This is a genomic window from Arthrobacter sp. GMC3, assembly GCF_002929305.1.
GTDB lineage: Bacteria > Actinomycetota > Actinomycetes > Actinomycetales > Micrococcaceae > Specibacter.
Map to the genome: position 1 here is coordinate 146,542 of NZ_PJIO01000007.1, position 14,549 is coordinate 161,090.

General features: G+C 63.7%; 15 protein-coding genes. 10 read left to right on the top strand and 5 right to left on the bottom strand.

Annotation, left to right across the window (positions count from 1 at the left end; all coding sequences use genetic code 11):
- Positions 1 to 14: 14 nt before the first annotated feature.
- Both CXQ94_RS13045 and CXQ94_RS13050 read right to left on the bottom strand, forming a co-directional pair.
- Positions 15 to 239 (bottom strand): heavy-metal-associated domain-containing protein, encoded by a 225-nt coding sequence (locus CXQ94_RS13045; RefSeq protein ID WP_104090924.1) that lies wholly within the window; start codon positions 237 to 239, stop codon positions 15 to 17.
- 5 nt (positions 240 to 244) lie between these two features.
- On the bottom strand, positions 245 to 571 hold the full coding sequence (locus tag CXQ94_RS13050) for a metal-sensitive transcriptional regulator (RefSeq protein ID WP_104090926.1): 327 nt from the start codon (positions 569 to 571) through the stop codon (positions 245 to 247).
- Positions 572 to 848: 277 nt separating this feature from the next.
- Between CXQ94_RS13050 and CXQ94_RS13055 the strand changes: the two genes are divergently transcribed.
- The 3 genes from CXQ94_RS13055 (at position 849) to CXQ94_RS13065 (ending at position 3,473) form a co-directional block, all read left to right on the top strand.
- Complete coding sequence (locus CXQ94_RS13055) at positions 849 to 1,817, top strand: type IV toxin-antitoxin system AbiEi family antitoxin domain-containing protein (RefSeq protein ID WP_146070308.1); 969 nt, start codon at positions 849 to 851, stop codon at positions 1,815 to 1,817.
- A gap of 236 nt (positions 1,818 to 2,053) precedes the next feature.
- Positions 2,054 to 3,172 (top strand): glycosyl hydrolase, encoded by a 1,119-nt coding sequence (locus CXQ94_RS13060; protein ID WP_104090932.1) that lies wholly within the window; start codon positions 2,054 to 2,056, stop codon positions 3,170 to 3,172.
- A gap of 13 nt (positions 3,173 to 3,185) precedes the next feature.
- Positions 3,186 to 3,473 carry a MoaD/ThiS family protein gene (locus CXQ94_RS13065; RefSeq protein WP_104090935.1) on the top strand — a complete coding sequence of 96 codons (288 nt, stop codon included), beginning with the start codon at positions 3,186 to 3,188 and terminating at the stop codon, positions 3,471 to 3,473.
- A 5-nt stretch (positions 3,474 to 3,478) separates the two neighbouring features.
- On the opposite strand, the gene CXQ94_RS13070 is transcribed toward CXQ94_RS13065, so the two are convergent.
- The gene (locus tag CXQ94_RS13070; RefSeq protein ID WP_104090938.1) at positions 3,479 to 3,757 is read right to left on the bottom strand and encodes an HPr family phosphocarrier protein; all 279 of its coding nucleotides are present in this window, start codon (positions 3,755 to 3,757) and stop codon (positions 3,479 to 3,481) included.
- Between the two features lie 72 nt (positions 3,758 to 3,829).
- Positions 3,830 to 5,515 carry a phosphoenolpyruvate--protein phosphotransferase gene (gene ptsP, locus CXQ94_RS13075; RefSeq protein WP_104090941.1) on the bottom strand — a complete coding sequence of 562 codons (1,686 nt, stop codon included), beginning with the start codon at positions 5,513 to 5,515 and terminating at the stop codon, positions 3,830 to 3,832.
- Between the two features lie 150 nt (positions 5,516 to 5,665).
- On the opposite strand from ptsP, the gene CXQ94_RS13080 reads away from it, so the two are divergent.
- The 6 genes from CXQ94_RS13080 (at position 5,666) to CXQ94_RS13105 (ending at position 12,085) form a co-directional block, all read left to right on the top strand.
- Positions 5,666 to 6,388, top strand: coding sequence for a TetR/AcrR family transcriptional regulator (locus CXQ94_RS13080; protein WP_104090944.1), 723 nt, complete (start codon positions 5,666 to 5,668; stop codon positions 6,386 to 6,388).
- Positions 6,389 to 6,442: 54 nt separating this feature from the next.
- Positions 6,443 to 8,359 (top strand): PTS mannitol transporter subunit IICBA, encoded by a 1,917-nt coding sequence (locus tag CXQ94_RS13085; RefSeq protein WP_104090947.1) that lies wholly within the window; start codon positions 6,443 to 6,445, stop codon positions 8,357 to 8,359.
- Complete coding sequence (locus CXQ94_RS13090; RefSeq protein ID WP_104090950.1) at positions 8,359 to 9,516, top strand: mannitol-1-phosphate 5-dehydrogenase; 1,158 nt, start codon at positions 8,359 to 8,361, stop codon at positions 9,514 to 9,516. The genes CXQ94_RS13085 and CXQ94_RS13090 overlap by 1 nt, the downstream gene beginning before the upstream one ends.
- Positions 9,517 to 9,671: 155 nt before the next feature.
- A complete protein-coding gene (locus CXQ94_RS13095; protein ID WP_104090952.1) occupies positions 9,672 to 11,420 on the top strand; it encodes a pyruvate dehydrogenase in 1,749 nt (582 codons plus the stop codon).
- 28 nt (positions 11,421 to 11,448) lie between these two features.
- On the top strand, positions 11,449 to 11,841 hold the full coding sequence (locus tag CXQ94_RS13100; protein ID WP_104090955.1) for a DUF1304 domain-containing protein: 393 nt from the start codon (positions 11,449 to 11,451) through the stop codon (positions 11,839 to 11,841).
- A gap of 43 nt (positions 11,842 to 11,884) precedes the next feature.
- The gene (locus tag CXQ94_RS13105) at positions 11,885 to 12,085 is read left to right on the top strand and encodes a hypothetical protein (RefSeq protein WP_306418902.1); all 201 of its coding nucleotides are present in this window, start codon (positions 11,885 to 11,887) and stop codon (positions 12,083 to 12,085) included.
- A gap of 23 nt (positions 12,086 to 12,108) precedes the next feature.
- Here CXQ94_RS13105 and CXQ94_RS13110 read toward each other — a convergent pair whose 3' ends face one another.
- On the bottom strand, positions 12,109 to 13,119 hold the full coding sequence (locus tag CXQ94_RS13110) for a YdcF family protein (protein ID WP_258067065.1): 1,011 nt from the start codon (positions 13,117 to 13,119) through the stop codon (positions 12,109 to 12,111).
- Positions 13,120 to 13,354: 235 nt separating this feature from the next.
- Here CXQ94_RS13110 and rlmN point away from each other — a divergent pair, with 235 nt between their 5' ends.
- A complete protein-coding gene (gene rlmN, locus CXQ94_RS13115) occupies positions 13,355 to 14,521 on the top strand; it encodes a 23S rRNA (adenine(2503)-C(2))-methyltransferase RlmN (RefSeq protein ID WP_258067074.1) in 1,167 nt (388 codons plus the stop codon).
- Positions 14,522 to 14,549 lie beyond the last annotated feature (28 nt).

Here is a 14,549-nt window from a genome sequence, read left to right on the forward strand (position 1 = left end):
AGTGTGGTGGTCGTTTAGGCGTTATTGGAGACGACGAGGTAGCCGGCTTCCGCAATGGCCTCGCCAATTTCCGCGGGGTCAAGGGTCAGGGTGGAGGTGATGGTGACCTCTGAGATGCCGCCGGCGTTGAGGTCGACGGCGACGCTCTCCACGCCCTTGAGCCCGGTCAATTCCTCGGTGACTGAGCTGACGCAGTGGCCGCAGGTCATGCCGGAAACGTTGATGGTGGTGGTGTTCATGGTGCTTAGCTCCTGAGTAGGCGTGAAATGGCGGCTGTTGCTTCGGATACTTTTTCGGAGACGATCTCCGGGTTGCCGGTTTCGGCGGATTCGTTGGCGGCGTTGACCACGCAATGCGCAATGTGGTCGTTAAGCAGGCCGATGCTCACGGCGTGCAGTGCCTTGTTGACGGCGGCCATTTGGGTGAGGATGTCGATGCAGTATTTGTCGTCCTCGACCATTTTGGCGATGCCGCGAACCTGGCCCTCTGCGCGCTTGAGGCGACGCAGGAGTGCCTGTTTTTCCCCCGAGTACCCGTGAGGGCCGGTGTGTTCTGCTTCTGTTGTGGTCATGGCTCCAAGTTATACCCCCATAGGGTATCTGTCAAGTACCCTATGGGGGTATTAATCGGCGTGCGACGGCGGCGCAAAGTGGCGCGGTCTTCGTGCCGGCGGCGCCAACTCGCATGGACGGCGTATGTTGCGCGGCGTTTCGCGAGTTGCCGCCGTCGTCAGGGATCGGGTGCGAAGATACGCCGTCTTCGCGAGTTTACGGGCGGGCCGGGCTGTCTTATCCACAAGGTGCTCCCTGCCCCTGTTGCCGAACATTCTGGTTGTGCAGACTCAGTTCATGGATATTGCAACGCAACAGAAATTCTTGGCAGAGGCGTGGCCCAAGCCCCTCCAGGTGGCCACCACGGAGCAGCTGCGAGAGGCGGGTGTGGGCGATCGACTGCTGGCCTCGGCGTTAAAGCGCGGCCTGGTCTTCCGGCTCCGAAAAGGAGCCTATGTTCAGGCCGCAACATGGCAAGCTTGCCCGCCCTGGGGCCAATCCAGGCTCCGATTGGCGGCACACCTTGCCACGACGCGTGGCACGCCCGTCTATTCCTACTACAGTGCGGCGCGCCTCCATGGGCTCTATGTGTGGAATTGCGGTGCACAAGTCCACATCACCGGCCCTTCGCCTATGTCCGGAACAACAGCGCCTAAGGACGTTGCCACCCACCATCAGGATTTGCCCGATGCAGATGTTTGCACGCTTCGGCTGCCAAGCGGGCGCGAGGTAAGGGCGACGACGCTTGAACGGACTGTGGTGGATTGTGCCCGAATAGCTCCCTTTGCGCAGGCCGTGGTGATTGGCGACAGTGCCTTGCATCTGGGCGCCAACCTGGATGTCATGGTCGGCCTCTTAGCGCAGATTCCAGGGCGGCGGGGCGTTCGGAAGGCGCGGCGGGTCCTTGCCGCCCTGGACAAGAGGTCCGAATCGCCCGGTGAATCGCGCACCCGGCTTGTCATAGCGGAAATGAACGTGCCGCAACCGGAGCTCCAAGTTCAGATGATGGTCAGGGGAGCGGTCTACCGACCCGACTTTGTCTGGAACGAGCAAAAGGTCATCGTGGAATTTGATGGGAAAACCAAGTACTTCGACTACAAGCCCACGGCTGAGGTCCTTTTGGCGGAGCGGAGGCGAGAAAGCCTGCTCATGGAGGCTGGCTGGCGCTTTGTCCGTTTCACTTGGGACGACTTGCGGAATCCCGAAAGCATGAAGCGGCGCCTTGGCGCCGTTCTGGCCCCCGGGGGCGCTAGAGTGGCCGCCTAGAGCGGCGTATCCCGGCGCCCATTTCGTGCGGACGGCGCCAACTCGCATGGACGGCGTATCTTGCGTGGCGTTTCGCGAGTTGCCGCCGTCGTCGGGGATCGGGTGCGAAGATGCGCCGTCTTCACGAGTCGGCTGGCCGTTCAGGGGGAAGCGTTGCGGCTGCGGCGGGTCCTGCGGCGGCAAGTTACTGGCCCGGAACCCTTGATGCCCGCAGGTTGCAGTGGTCGAATGGAACCATGACACGCAGCGAAGCACCGTCGAGCAGTGAGCAAACCACCCTCTTGGCCGTGGGAACGAAGAAGGGCTTGTGGCTGGGGACCAGTACCGACCGGGCCGCGTTCACTTTCACCGGCCCGCATTTCCTCATGCATGAGATCCCTAGCATCGGGATCGACACCCGCGACGGCCGCACGCGCATCCTCGTTGGACTGCGCAGCGAGCACTGGGGTCCCACGGTGGCGCATTCCGATGACCTCGGCGCCACGTGGCAGGAGCCAGAGCATGGCGCCATTACGTTCCCGCCCGACACCGAGACCGCCCTTGAGCGGGTCTGGCAGATCCAGCCCGACAGTGCAGAGCGCCCCGGCGTGGTGTGGGCCGGCTGTGAACCCATCTCCGTGTGGAAATCCGTCGACGGCGGCGAGCACTTTGAGCTCAACCGTGGGCTATGGAACCACCCGCACCGCACCGAATGGGGTGCCGGATTTGGTGGCGCCGCGGCACATACGGTCCTTCCCAGCGCCTCCGATCCCACCACAATCCACGTGGCAATGAGCACCGGCGGCGTCTACAGGAGCACCGACTCCGGGGAGTCCTGGACGGCACGCAACCGGGGAATCGGCGCCGATTTCATGCCGGAGGAGACGCCAGAATTTGGCCAGTGCGTGCACAAGATCGCCCGGGATCCCAACAACCCGGACACCCTGTACGCACAAAATCACGGTGGGGTGTACCGCTCGGACGACAACGGCGACACCTGGAATTCCATCGCTCAGGGCCTGCCCACCGACTTTGGCTTCACCATTTTGGCCCACCCGAGCCGCTCTGGAACCGCCTGGGTGGTACCGATCAAGGCCGACATTGAGCGGATTCCGCCGCAGGGACAGCTCGCTGTACACCGGACCGACGACGCCGGGGCCTCCTGGCAGCGGTTCTCTGCCGGTTTGGTGGAGCCCGACTACAACGTGGTGCTGCGCGATGCGGCAGCGGTTGACACCTTGGAACCGGCGGGGGTGTACTTCGGTACCCGTGGAGGGTCCGTCTACGCCAGTGCCGATGAGGGCGAACACTTTGCCGAAGTCCTCGCCCACCTGCCGGACGTTTTGTGTGTCCGGGCTGCCGCCGTCGAACTTTGACGGAGGTTGGCGCATGCCGGAGGTAACGGTGCTTGTTCCGAGCCTGCTGCGGCCCCTCGTGGGCGGCAGCGCTGAACTGCGGCTGGCGGCAGAATCAGGGGCCACCGTGGCGCAGTTGCTTGACGCGATTGGCGGCGAATTTCCCGTGTTCAACCGGCGGGTGCGTGATGAAACTGGTGCGTTGCGGCGCTACGTGAACATCTACCTCAATGGCGATGACGTGCGGCGGCTGGAAGGGCTAAAAACGCCCGTTGCAGCCGGCCAGGAACTGATGATCATCCAATCCGTGGCCGGCGGCTGAACCGGCTAGACGGCGTCGAGGTCCGTTTCAAGCAGCTTGACCAAGGTGTCCAGGGCCGCGTCGGCACCCTCGCCCTCGGCGCGCAACACCACCACGCTGCCGTGTTCGGCGCCCAAAGTCATCAGCGACAGGATGCTGCTGGCATCCATGGCGTCGTCGGCCGGCGCCCCGTCCATGGCAATGGTGACTTCCACGCCGGTTTCCCCAGCCGCTTCGGCAAATAGTGAAGCGGGACGGGCGTGCAATCCGGAGCTGCTGGCGACGGTTGCTTTACGTTCTGACATGGTTCCTCCTGTGGAAGCCGTTGGTGCGATTAGCTGTGGTGCGGTGTAGCACCGGCCGGGGGCGGGTAAAAATCAGAGGCCAAGCTCGGCCAGGATCGGCAATTTTCCGCGTGCGCGGTCCCGTGCTTCGGCGGGGCTGGTGGCGCGTAGAGCCAGTGTAGCGATTTCCTGCGCCTCTTTCAGGGTCACCGTGGCCAGCACGGCGCCCACAGCGGCCAGCGACCTGGCTGTCATGGACAGCGTTGACACGCCAAGGCCAACCAGCACGACGGCGAGGGCCGGGTCCGCGGCGGCCTCGCCACAGACCCCCACTGGTTTTCCACTGCCCTCGGCCAGCGCGCCGGCCACCGTCAGGCGGACAAGCTGGAGAACGGCCGGCTGCCACGGGTTGTTGAGCGCGGCCAGCGGCCCCAGCTGGCGGTCGGCCGCCATGGTGTACTGCGTGAGGTCGTTGGTGCCCAGGCTGGCGAATTCCACCTGGCCCAGGATTGACTCGGAGGTGACGGCCGCGGAGGGAACCTCCACCATGACGCCGGGGGTCTTCAGTCCGGCGGCAGCGCACAGCGAGGCGAAACGGGCAGCTTCGTCGGGGGTGGAGATCATGGGGGCCATGACCCAAACCTCGGCCGTGGCGCCGTCGGCAGCCTGTGCAATGGCGGCGAGCTGGCGTTCCAGCACCCCAGGGGAGGACATGTCCGTCCGGTAGCCGCGCACACCCAAGGCGGGGTTCGGTTCGCTCGCGTCGGTCAGGAACGGCAGCGGCTTGTCGGCGCCGGCATCGAGGGTGCGAACCACCACCTTTTTGCCGGGGAAGGCGTCAAATACACCGCGGTAGGCTTTCACCTGCTCGTCGATGGTGGGCTCGGTTTCCCGTTCCAGGAAGCAAAATTCTGTGCGCAACAAGCCCACGCCCTGGGCGCCGGCCGCCGCGGCCTTGACGGCGTCCTTGGCCCCGCCCACATTGGCCAGCAACGGGACCAGATGGCCGTCGGCCGTGGTTCCGTGCCCGTCAAAAACGGCAAGGGTTGAAGCATTTGCGGCCCAGGCAAGTGCCGCTGCGCGCTCGGAATCTCCGGGCTCGGTGGCGATAGTCCCTGCCGCGCCGTCAACATACACTTCGGTGCCGTCCGCCAGCTGGTCGACGCCGGCGGCCGCGACCACAGCGGGCAGGCCGAGGGAACGGGCGATGATGGCCGTGTGTGACTGCGGGCCGCCGCCGGCCGTGACAAGCGCAATCACCTTGACCGGGTCCAGTGTGGCAGTGTCGGCGGGGGCCAGGTCCTCGGCGATGAGGATGAAGGGGGTGGCCGAGGACGGGATGCCGGGGGCCGGCACGCCCCGCAGGGACGCCACGATCCGGGCGCGGACATCGAGCACGTCGGTGGCGCGTTCGGCCATATATCCGCCCAGGTTCACCAGCATGGCGGCCACTGCTTCGGCCGCTTCCCAGACCGCACGTTCCGCGGAGGATCCGGCGTTGATTAGCTTGATGGAGGCCTTGATGAGCATGGGGTCTGTTGCCATGAGCGCGGTTGCCTCCAGAACGGCCTTCGCATCGGCGCTGGCGCCGGCGGCACGTTCACGCAGCTGGGACTGGACAGCCTTGGCGGCCACCCGAAGCGCGTCCGCTGCTTCTTCGGCGCTTGTGCCCGGGGCCAATTTATCCCCGGTGGGCGGTTCGGCCAGTGGCCGCGGCATCTGCCGGATGGTTCCAACGATTCGACCGGGGCTGACGCCAACTCCTGGGAAATTCTGCATTGAAAGTCCTCAATTCCTGTGTCTGGCCGCGGCGCCTGCCGACGGGCTTCAGTGCCAATCGGTGGGTGCCCCGCGGATGCGGGGGTGTACTAAAACTACATCCTGTGATTTGCTTCATATAGCATTGCTATAGATGCTAGGGTAGCAGTCATGAACATCGACAGCCAGCTTCCACCCAAAGCCAGGCTCTTAAAGGCCGCCGCCGAATTGCTGGCCAATTCAGCGGGCGGGCCCGTCTCAACTCGGCAAATCACCGAGTTGGCTGGAGTGACTGCTCCCACGTTGTACCACCACTTTGGCGACAAGGAAGGGCTCTTCAACGCGGTCATCGACGTCGGCTTTGAAGAGTATGTGGCCGGCGAACACAACTTTGTACCGAGCGGCAAGCCGCTACAGGATGTCCGCCAGATCTGGGACAACCACCTGAAGTTCGGTTTGGATAATCCGCAACTGTATTCGGTGATGTTTGGCAATATCCGCCCCGAAAGCCGCCCCCCACGGGTTTCCGAGGCTGAGGGCTTTATGGAGGAAATGTTGGAGAAGGCGGCCGCGGCCGGCCAACTCTGCGTCTCACCCTCGGAGGCTGCCCGCAGCATTCTGGCAGCCAATGTCGGTGTCACCTTGATGCTCATTGCCGAACCGGCAGCGGAGCGGAATTTTGATTTATCCGACATGACAAGAGAAGCCGTCATCTCAGCCGTCTCCTCGGAGATGGAGCTGAGTACGTCGGCGACACCCGTGGGTGCGTCGTCGGTGGTGGTGGCGGCTATCGCCCTCAACGCCGCACTTGAATCCTCCCGCCCGGAGCAACTCTCAACCACCGAGTTGAAGATGTTCCTGGAGTGGCTGGACCGAATCGCCAAAACTTCATGAATCACAAGCAGCTTTCCCCGCATAGGCGCGGGACTCACGGTTAGGACAAAGACAATGGCAACACCATCAGTGGCCGCCCCTAAGGGCGGTGTGAGAGTTGGGGTGCAGAAATTTGGCACCTTCCTCTCCGGCATGATCATGCCCAACATTGGGGCATTCATTGCCTGGGGCCTCATCACGGCCCTGTTCATCCCTGCGGGGTTCTTCCCCAATGCTGCCCTGGGCGCCATGGTCACCCCCATGATCACCTACCTTTTGCCCCTGCTGATCGGCTACACCGGCGGCAAGATGGTCTACGGGGTTCGTGGCGGCGTGGTGGGTGCCGTGGCAACCATGGGTGTGATTGTTGGCACCGACATCCCCATGTTCATCGGCGCCATGATCTTGGGCCCGCTGACGGCCTGGATCATGAAGAAGCTGGACAAGGCCTGGGAAGGCCGGATCAAGCCTGGCTTTGAAATGCTCATTGACAACTTCTCCGCGGGCATCCTGGCGGGCATCATGGCCGTGGTGGGCCTGCTGCTTGTGGGCCCGGTGGTGCTGGCGTTCAGCACGGCGGCCGGCAAGGCGGTTGAATTTCTGGTCAACCACGGCTTGCTGCCGCTGACAAGTATCTTCATTGAACCGGCCAAGGTGTTGTTCCTGAACAATGCCATCAACCACGGGATCCTGACCCCGCTGGGCACCGAGCAGGCGCTCGCCAATGGCAAGTCCATCCTGTTCCTGCTCGAGGCGAATCCGGGCCCGGGTCTGGGCCTGCTGCTCGCGTACTCCTTCTTCGGCAGGGGCCTGGCCAAGGCTTCCGCCCCCGGTGCCGCTGTCATCCAGTTCCTGGGTGGCATCCACGAGATCTACTTCCCGTACATCCTGATGAAGCCGGTCATGATCCTGGCAACCATCGGCGGAGGTATGACGGGCATTTTCATGCTGGTCATCACCAATTCCGGCCTGGTGGCCCCGGCCGCCCCCGGCAGCATCTTCGCGGTGTTTGCCATGTCGTCCAGGGATAGTTACTTCGGTGTTGCACTGTCCGTGACGGCGGCAGCAGCGGTCTCCTTCCTGATCGGCTCCTTCATCCTGAAAATCAGCCCAATCGCCGAGGACAGCGACGGCCTGGGCGATGCCACGGCCAAGATGGAGGCGCTGAAGGGCAAGAAGAGCTCGGTCGCGTTTGCACTGGCCGGAGCCGGCACGTCTGGCCCCATCAGCACCGTCGTCTTTGCCTGCGACGCCGGCATGGGTTCCAGCGCCATGGGCGCGTCGGTGCTGCGCAATATGATCAAGAAGGCCGGGTTCCCGAACGTCAAGGTCACCAACTCTGCCATCTCGAACCTGACTGACACGTACGACGTCGTCGTGACCCACCAGGACCTGGCCGCCCGCGCCGCCCCGGTAACGGCCAGCGCCGTCCACGTCTCCGTGGACAACTTCATGAACAGCCCCCGCTATGAGGAGATTGTGGAGTTGGTACGTGCCAGCAACTCGGCTCCCGAGCCCGGCGCCACGCCTGCTGTCCCGGCGGAGGAAGAGGCCGTGGGCAGCAACATCCTGGCCCGCGAGAGTGTGATCCTGCACGGCACCGCCACCACCCGCGACGGTGCAATTGACGAGGCCGGGGCACTCCTGCTGGCCCGTGGCGCCGTGAATGCCGTCTACGTCAAGGCCATGCACGAGCGCGAGGAATCGGTGTCCACCTACATGGGCAATTTCCTGGCCATCCCGCACGGCACCAACGAGGCCAAGGGCAACATCACCAGCTCGGCCGTCTCGATCATCCACTACCCGAACGGCATCGACTGGAACGGCAAACCCGTGAAGTTCGTGGTGGGCGTGGCCGGTGTGAACAACGAGCACTTGGCCATCCTGTCCTCGATCGCCCGCGTCTTCACCGACAAGGCACAGGTGGCACGGCTGGAAAGTGCGACCACTGTGGATGAAGTTCTGGACATCTTTGGAAAGGTCAACGCATAGTGAAAACAATTCATTTTGGTGCCGGCAACATCGGCCGCGGATTTGTTGGGCTGCTGCTCCACAAAGCCGGCTATGAGGTGGTCTTTGCCGACGTCGCCGAGGCTCTCATCAACGAATTGGCAGCCGCAGACAGCTACAACGTCCACGAGGTGGGTGATACCCCGGCCGTGCACACCGTGAACAATTTCCGTGCGCTGAACTCGGCCGCCGCTCCCGACGCCGTTGTGGCGGAAATTGCGACGGCGGACATGGTCACCACCGCGGTGGGACCAAACATCCTGAAGTTCGTGGCCCCACTGATTGCCCGAGGCATCGCAGCCCGGTCCGCCGAGCTAGCCCCGTTGCAGGTCATGGCGTGCGAGAACGCAATCAACGCCACCGACATCCTGGAGGCAGCCATCCGCGCCGACGACGCGGTGGACTCCGCCGATGTTGATGTGCGGGCCGTCTTTGCCAACACGGCGGTGGACCGGATTGTGCCTAACCAGGCACCGGGCCAGGGCCTGGATGTCACGGTGGAGACGTTCTTTGAATGGGTCATCGACAAGACCCCGTTCAACGGCGGTGAGCCCACCATCGGAGGAGCCACCTTCGTGGACGACCTTGCCCCTTACATCGAGCGAAAGCTGTTCACGGTCAACACTGGACACGCTGCCACGGCCTACTTTGGCTATGCGGCCGGGATTGAAAAGATCTCGGATGCCATGGCGGACCCCGGCGTGAAAGCCCAGGTGCGGGCGGTGCTGGAGGAAACCAAGGGACTGCTGGTGAAGAAGCACGAGTTTGGCGAGGCGGAGCAGGAAGCCTACGTCCAAAAAATCCTGGTGCGGTTTTCCAACGAATACCTGCCCGACACGGTGGCACGTGTGGGACGGGCGCCGATGCGTAAGCTCAGCCGCCACGAGCGGTTCATCGGGCCGGCAGCGGAACTGGCCGAAAACGGCGTCGAGCCTGTCGCATTGCTGCAGGCTGTTGGCGCGGCGCTGAGGTTCAGCGCCGCGGGCGATGCCGAGGTGGCCGAGTTGGCCGAAATTCTCGGCTCCCACACGGCCCACGACGCCACGGTGCGGATCACCGGATTGGCGCCGGAGCATGCGCTGTTCCCGGCAGTTCGCGACGTGGTCGAGACCGCAAAGGCCGCGGCCGCAGCAAAATAGGCGCGAAACCTTGAAAACGGGGTCAACTCGCGAGAACGGTGGTTTAACACACCGGTCTCGCGAGTTGACCCCGTTGTGAGTGACCGCACCAAGGGCACGGGGATATATTGGGCCTAACCGCCTGCGAGCCTCATCCAACCACTAGGGAGCCAGTCATGGCCAAGGAACTTGCCAGCCAACTCATCGAGCAATTGCAGGCGGCCGGAGTCCGGCGCATCTACGGGATTGTGGGGGACAGCCTGAATCCGCTGGTCGATGCCGTGCGGAAAACCGGCGGTTCCAGCAAGGGCGGGATCGACTGGATCCACGTCCGCCACGAGGAAGCAGCCGCCTTTGCCGCCGGGGCCGAAGCCCAGCTGACGGGCGAACTCGCCGTGTGTGCCGGATCCTGCGGGCCCGGAAACCTGCACCTGATGAACGGCCTCTACGACGCCAATCGGAGCGGCGCGCCCGTCCTGGCCATCGCCTCCCACATTCCCAGCAAGCAGATCGGCAGCGGCTTCTTCCAGGAGACCCACCCGGACAGGCTATTTGAAGAATGCTCGGTGTACTCCGAGCTGATCAGCACCTCCGACCAGGCTCCGCGGGTCCTCCACAACGCGATACAACATGCCGTGGGGTTGCGCGGGGTGGCGGTGGTGACCCTGCCAGGTGACGTGGCCAGCCTGCCCGCCTCGGCGCCGTCGCCCATGGCCCGCCCAGTGCGCCCGGCCACTCTAGTGCCCGACGCCGAAAGTGTCAGGGAACTCGCAGCAGCCATCAACAGCGCGGACAAGGTGGCCATCTTTGCCGGCGCCGGTGTGCAGGGCGCCCACGACGAGGTGGTGGCCCTTGCCGAGAAGATCAAGGCGCCCATCGGGCACAGCCTGCGCGGCAAGGATTTCATCCAGTACGGGAACCCCTACGACATTGGCATGACGGGTTTGCTGGGCTACGGGGCGGCGGCGGAAGGAATAGCCGACGCCGATTTGCTGATCCTGCTGGGCACGGACTTCCCGTATGACCAATTCCTGCCCGGGACACGCACCGCCCAGGTGGACAGGGCGCCGGAACATTTGGGGCGCCGAACCGATGTGGACATTGCGGTCCATGGCGACGTCCTGCCCACCATCGCGGCTTTGCTGCCGTTGGTCGAGGCCAAACAGAACGCCAAGTTCCTTGATGCGATCCTGAAAAAGCATGACCGACTTATGAACAAGGCCGTGGGCGCCTACACGCGCAAGGCCGACAAGCTGGTGCCCATCCATCCGGAATACGCGGCGTCATTGCTCGATGAGATCGCCGCGGATGACGCCATCTTCACGGCGGACACCGGCATGTGCAATGTGTGGACGGCCCGGTACATCAACCCCTTGGGCACCCGGCGGCTGATCGGTTCCTACCTCCACGGTTCCATGGCGAACGCCCTGCCCCAGGCCATCGGGGTCCAATCGGCGTTCCCGGACCGGCAGGTGATCTCCGTCTCCGGCGATGGCGGCCTGTCCATGTTGCTGGGAGAACTGATCACGGCGGCGGCGCACAAGCTGCCCCTCAACGTGGTGGTTTTCAACAACTCCACCCTCGGCATGGTGAAGTTGGAGATGCTGGTGGACGGTTTGCAGGACTTTGGCGTGGACGTCCCGGACGTCAACTATGCCGCCGTCGCCGCCGCACTGGGCTTCCACTCCGTGCGAGTCACCGATCCTGCCAACATTGCCGACGCCTACCGGGCCGCCTTCGCCCACAACGGCCCCTCATTGGTGGAATTGGTCACCGATCCTCAGGCGTTGTCCATCCCGCCCAAACTGAAGAGCGGGCAAGTGATCGGCTTCGCCACGGCCATGTCCAAGATCGTGTTGAATAAAGGTGCTGGCGAAGTGGTCAGCATGGCGCGTTCGAACCTACGCAACATCCCCCGCGGCTAACTTTCCGCCCACGAAAGGACTCCTTACGATGCTCACCACGGCCCTGATTTTTGCGGCACTTGCCGCCCTGGTCCACGTCTACATCTTCGTGCTCGAATCGCTGCGCTGGACGGCCCCTGCCACCCGCAAGACCTTCGGAACCACCGCCGCCGAGGCCGAATCAACCAAGGACCTTGCCTTCAACCAGGGGTTTTACAACTTGTTCCTTGCCGTAGTTGCGGTGGCTGGCATCATTGCCGCGGCCTCCGGCCACCACGGCGTAGGGGCCGCCTTGGTCCTGGCCGGTGCCGGCTCCATGCTCGCTGCCGGGTTGGTGCTACTGATCTCCTCGCCCAGCAAGGCCAAAGCGGCACTGGTGCAGGCGGCGTTCCCGCTGCTCGCCGTCGTCTTCGCCGTGGTGTGGCTGATTTCTGGCCATTGAATTGCACGCCCAACGGGCATAGCGTGGAAGGACATCCGAGGGGGTGGCCGAAGTGGAAATTCATCTGTGGTGGCTTGAGCTGGACCTGCCGGCCAAGCAGTGGCTACGCGAAAATGTGGGCGCCGGTACTGTGCCCGATCACGTGTTGGCGGCCGTGCTGGCTGCCGGAGGCGAGGTGGTTGGCGGGACGCTGACCGAGCGCGAATGGGGCTTCATTGAAACCCAGTCGGAGTTTGTGGACTAGGCGTGCGGAGAAGCAGCACGCCTCTACTGTGATGAGATCAGCAACGCCACCGTCAACAACGCAGTAATGCCCACAAATGGCAGGCACATCACTACGTGGAGCTTCCTGTGCTCCACCAAGATGGCCACGTACTCACGCAGAAAGGCGCTGGGCAAGAAGTAGTGGGCAGTGGGTGACCCCACCACTTGGGCGTCAAGGCCCACCTTCCTGGACAGGAGCGCCGCACGCAACACGTGGTAGTTGCTGGTGACCACCAACAGTGGACCACGGCGGCCATGTGTTGCGGCCACGACGGCGGAAAATCTCAGGTTTTGTTCGGTGTTCGCGGCCCGTGTCTCAGCGGCAACATCTTGCTGTGGAACCCCTTGGGCCAGCAGATACTCGGCCATGGCCTCACCCTCTGAACACGATTCTCCAGGACCTCGACCTCCCGAGGGAATCAGAAGGGGTGGCACGTCAGCGGGCGCCTTCCCATAAACTTCCAGGCCTTTGTCCAAACGGGAACGCAGCAACGGCGGAACCTTTCCGCCCATGACCTGCGAACCCAGAATCACAACTACATCCGGGCTGATGCTGTATCGCATCCGCCCATAGGCCACCGCGTATGCCAGGAAAATCACAAAGACCACACCGAAATAGCTGCAGAGAAAGAATAGGAGCGCGGCAAATCCAATGGCTAAGGGGTCCCGGGTGGCAAGCAACAGCCCTGCCATGACAGGCAAGGCCAACAGCGCCACACCTGCCACCATTGAAAGCAGATTCCCCACGCCGCGGCTCTCATGACGGAGCATGGTGACACCGTTGGCGATCAGGAAGCCAGCCAGCACCACCACGGCCAGGGGTGTCAGGGCAATGAAACCCAGCACCGCCCAGTCAAACCAGGGAAAAGCGTCGGCGAGGATTCGGGAGACGCCCAGAAGCCCAAACCAGAACGCGGCAACCAGCACGATCCCGTTGCGCAGCATGCGCGGATCCTTGCGGCGCAAGTAGACGTAGATGCCGCCAAGGGCTGCGGCCAGCAAAAGGGAAGTCACGGGTCCCAGCCTAGGCGAGAGCCCCGTGACCGGTGAGATATGGCGACTCTGGGGGCGCTAAGCCGCCATACCTCACGGTTCGCGTAAAAGGAGTTGCGAATGTGATCTTCACATCCAAGGCGGGACAGGAACGCATCCGTGGTGGAGAATGGAAAGGATGACTTCCCTCGAAAACACCCCCAGCCCCGTAGCGCCAGCCACCAAGACACGTCCTGCCCGCCGTCCGGCCCAGGTCATGCCTGCCACCGAGGGCTGGAAGCAGGCCAAGGATCCGGGAGGACGCCCGCTGCTGCAGTTCAAGTCTCCGCGCGTTTCGCAGCCGCCGGTGCACCTGGCCGACATGACGCTGCCCGAGCGTGAGGCGAAGTTCAAGGAGATGGGTCTGCCGGCATTCCGCGCCAAGCAGCTCTCCGTGCACTACTTCCAGCACTACACTACCGATCCCGAGCTGATGAGCGACCTCCCCAAGGACCGCCGCGCCGAGATTGTGGACACCATGTTCCCGAAGCTGCTGACCGAGGTCAAGCGCCTCACTACGGATAACGGCGACACCATCAAGTTCCTGTGGCGCCTCTTTGACGGCTCCCTGGTGGAGTCGGTGCTCATGCGTTACACGGGCCGTGTGACCCTGTGCGTGTCCAGCCAGTGTGGCTGCGGCATGAACTGCCCGTTCTGTGCCACCGGCCAGGCCGGGCTGACCCGCAACATGTCCACCGCGGAGATCCTTGACCAGATTGTCCAGGCCAACCGGGTCATCGCCGAGGGCGGGCTGGGCCACCTGCGCCGCGACGGCGGGCACGACGCCGAGCGCGTCACCAACATTGTCTTCATGGGCATGGGGGAGCCGCTGGCCAACTACAAGCGCGTCATGAACGCCGTGCACCGCATGGTGGCCGAGGGTCCCGAGGGCCTGGGCATGTCCGCCCGTGGCATCACGGTCTCCACCGTGGGCCTGGTCCCGGCCATCAACAAGCTGGCCGAAGAGGGCCTGGGCATCACGTTCGCGCTGTCCCTGCACGCCCCGGATGACGAGCTGCGCGATGAGCTCATTCCGGTCAATGACAAGTGGAAAGTTGATGACGCCCTGGATGCGGCCTACAACTACTACAAGGTCACCGGCCGCCGCGTGTCGATCGAGTACGCGCTGATCAAGGACATGAACGACCACCCGTGGCGTGCCGACCTGCTGGCCAAGAAGCTCAACCAGCGCGGACGCGGCTGGGTGCACGTGAACCCGATCCCGCTGAACCCGACCCCCGGCTCCATCTGGACCTCCTCCGAGCCGGAAGTCATGCAGGAGTTCATTGACCGCCTGATCGAAGCCGGTGTGCCCACCACGTTGCGCGACACCCGCGGCAAGGAAATCGACGGCGCGTGCGGCCAGCTCGCTGCGGCCGAGTAGGACAAAACTAGAGGACGACGCCGGAACT

Coding starts and splice junctions, on each gene's coding strand:
- CXQ94_RS13055 (WP_146070308.1), top strand. CDS start 849: ATGGATATTGCAACGCAACAGAAATTCTTGGCAGAGGCGTGGCCCAAG.
- CXQ94_RS13045 (WP_104090924.1), bottom strand. CDS start 239: ATGAACACCACCACCATCAACGTTTCCGGCATGACCTGCGGCCACTGC.
- CXQ94_RS13060 (WP_104090932.1), top strand. CDS start 2,054: ATGACACGCAGCGAAGCACCGTCGAGCAGTGAGCAAACCACCCTCTTG.
- rlmN (WP_258067074.1), top strand. CDS start 13,355: ATGCCTGCCACCGAGGGCTGGAAGCAGGCCAAGGATCCGGGAGGACGC.
- CXQ94_RS13070 (WP_104090938.1), bottom strand. CDS start 3,757: ATGTCAGAACGTAAAGCAACCGTCGCCAGCAGCTCCGGATTGCACGCC.
- ptsP (WP_104090941.1), bottom strand. CDS start 5,515: ATGCAGAATTTCCCAGGAGTTGGCGTCAGCCCCGGTCGAATCGTTGGA.
- CXQ94_RS13080 (WP_104090944.1), top strand. CDS start 5,666: ATGAACATCGACAGCCAGCTTCCACCCAAAGCCAGGCTCTTAAAGGCC.
- CXQ94_RS13050 (WP_104090926.1), bottom strand. CDS start 571: ATGACCACAACAGAAGCAGAACACACCGGCCCTCACGGGTACTCGGGG.
- CXQ94_RS13100 (WP_104090955.1), top strand. CDS start 11,449: ATGCTCACCACGGCCCTGATTTTTGCGGCACTTGCCGCCCTGGTCCAC.
- CXQ94_RS13085 (WP_104090947.1), top strand. CDS start 6,443: ATGGCAACACCATCAGTGGCCGCCCCTAAGGGCGGTGTGAGAGTTGGG.
- CXQ94_RS13095 (WP_104090952.1), top strand. CDS start 9,672: ATGGCCAAGGAACTTGCCAGCCAACTCATCGAGCAATTGCAGGCGGCC.
- CXQ94_RS13065 (WP_104090935.1), top strand. CDS start 3,186: ATGCCGGAGGTAACGGTGCTTGTTCCGAGCCTGCTGCGGCCCCTCGTG.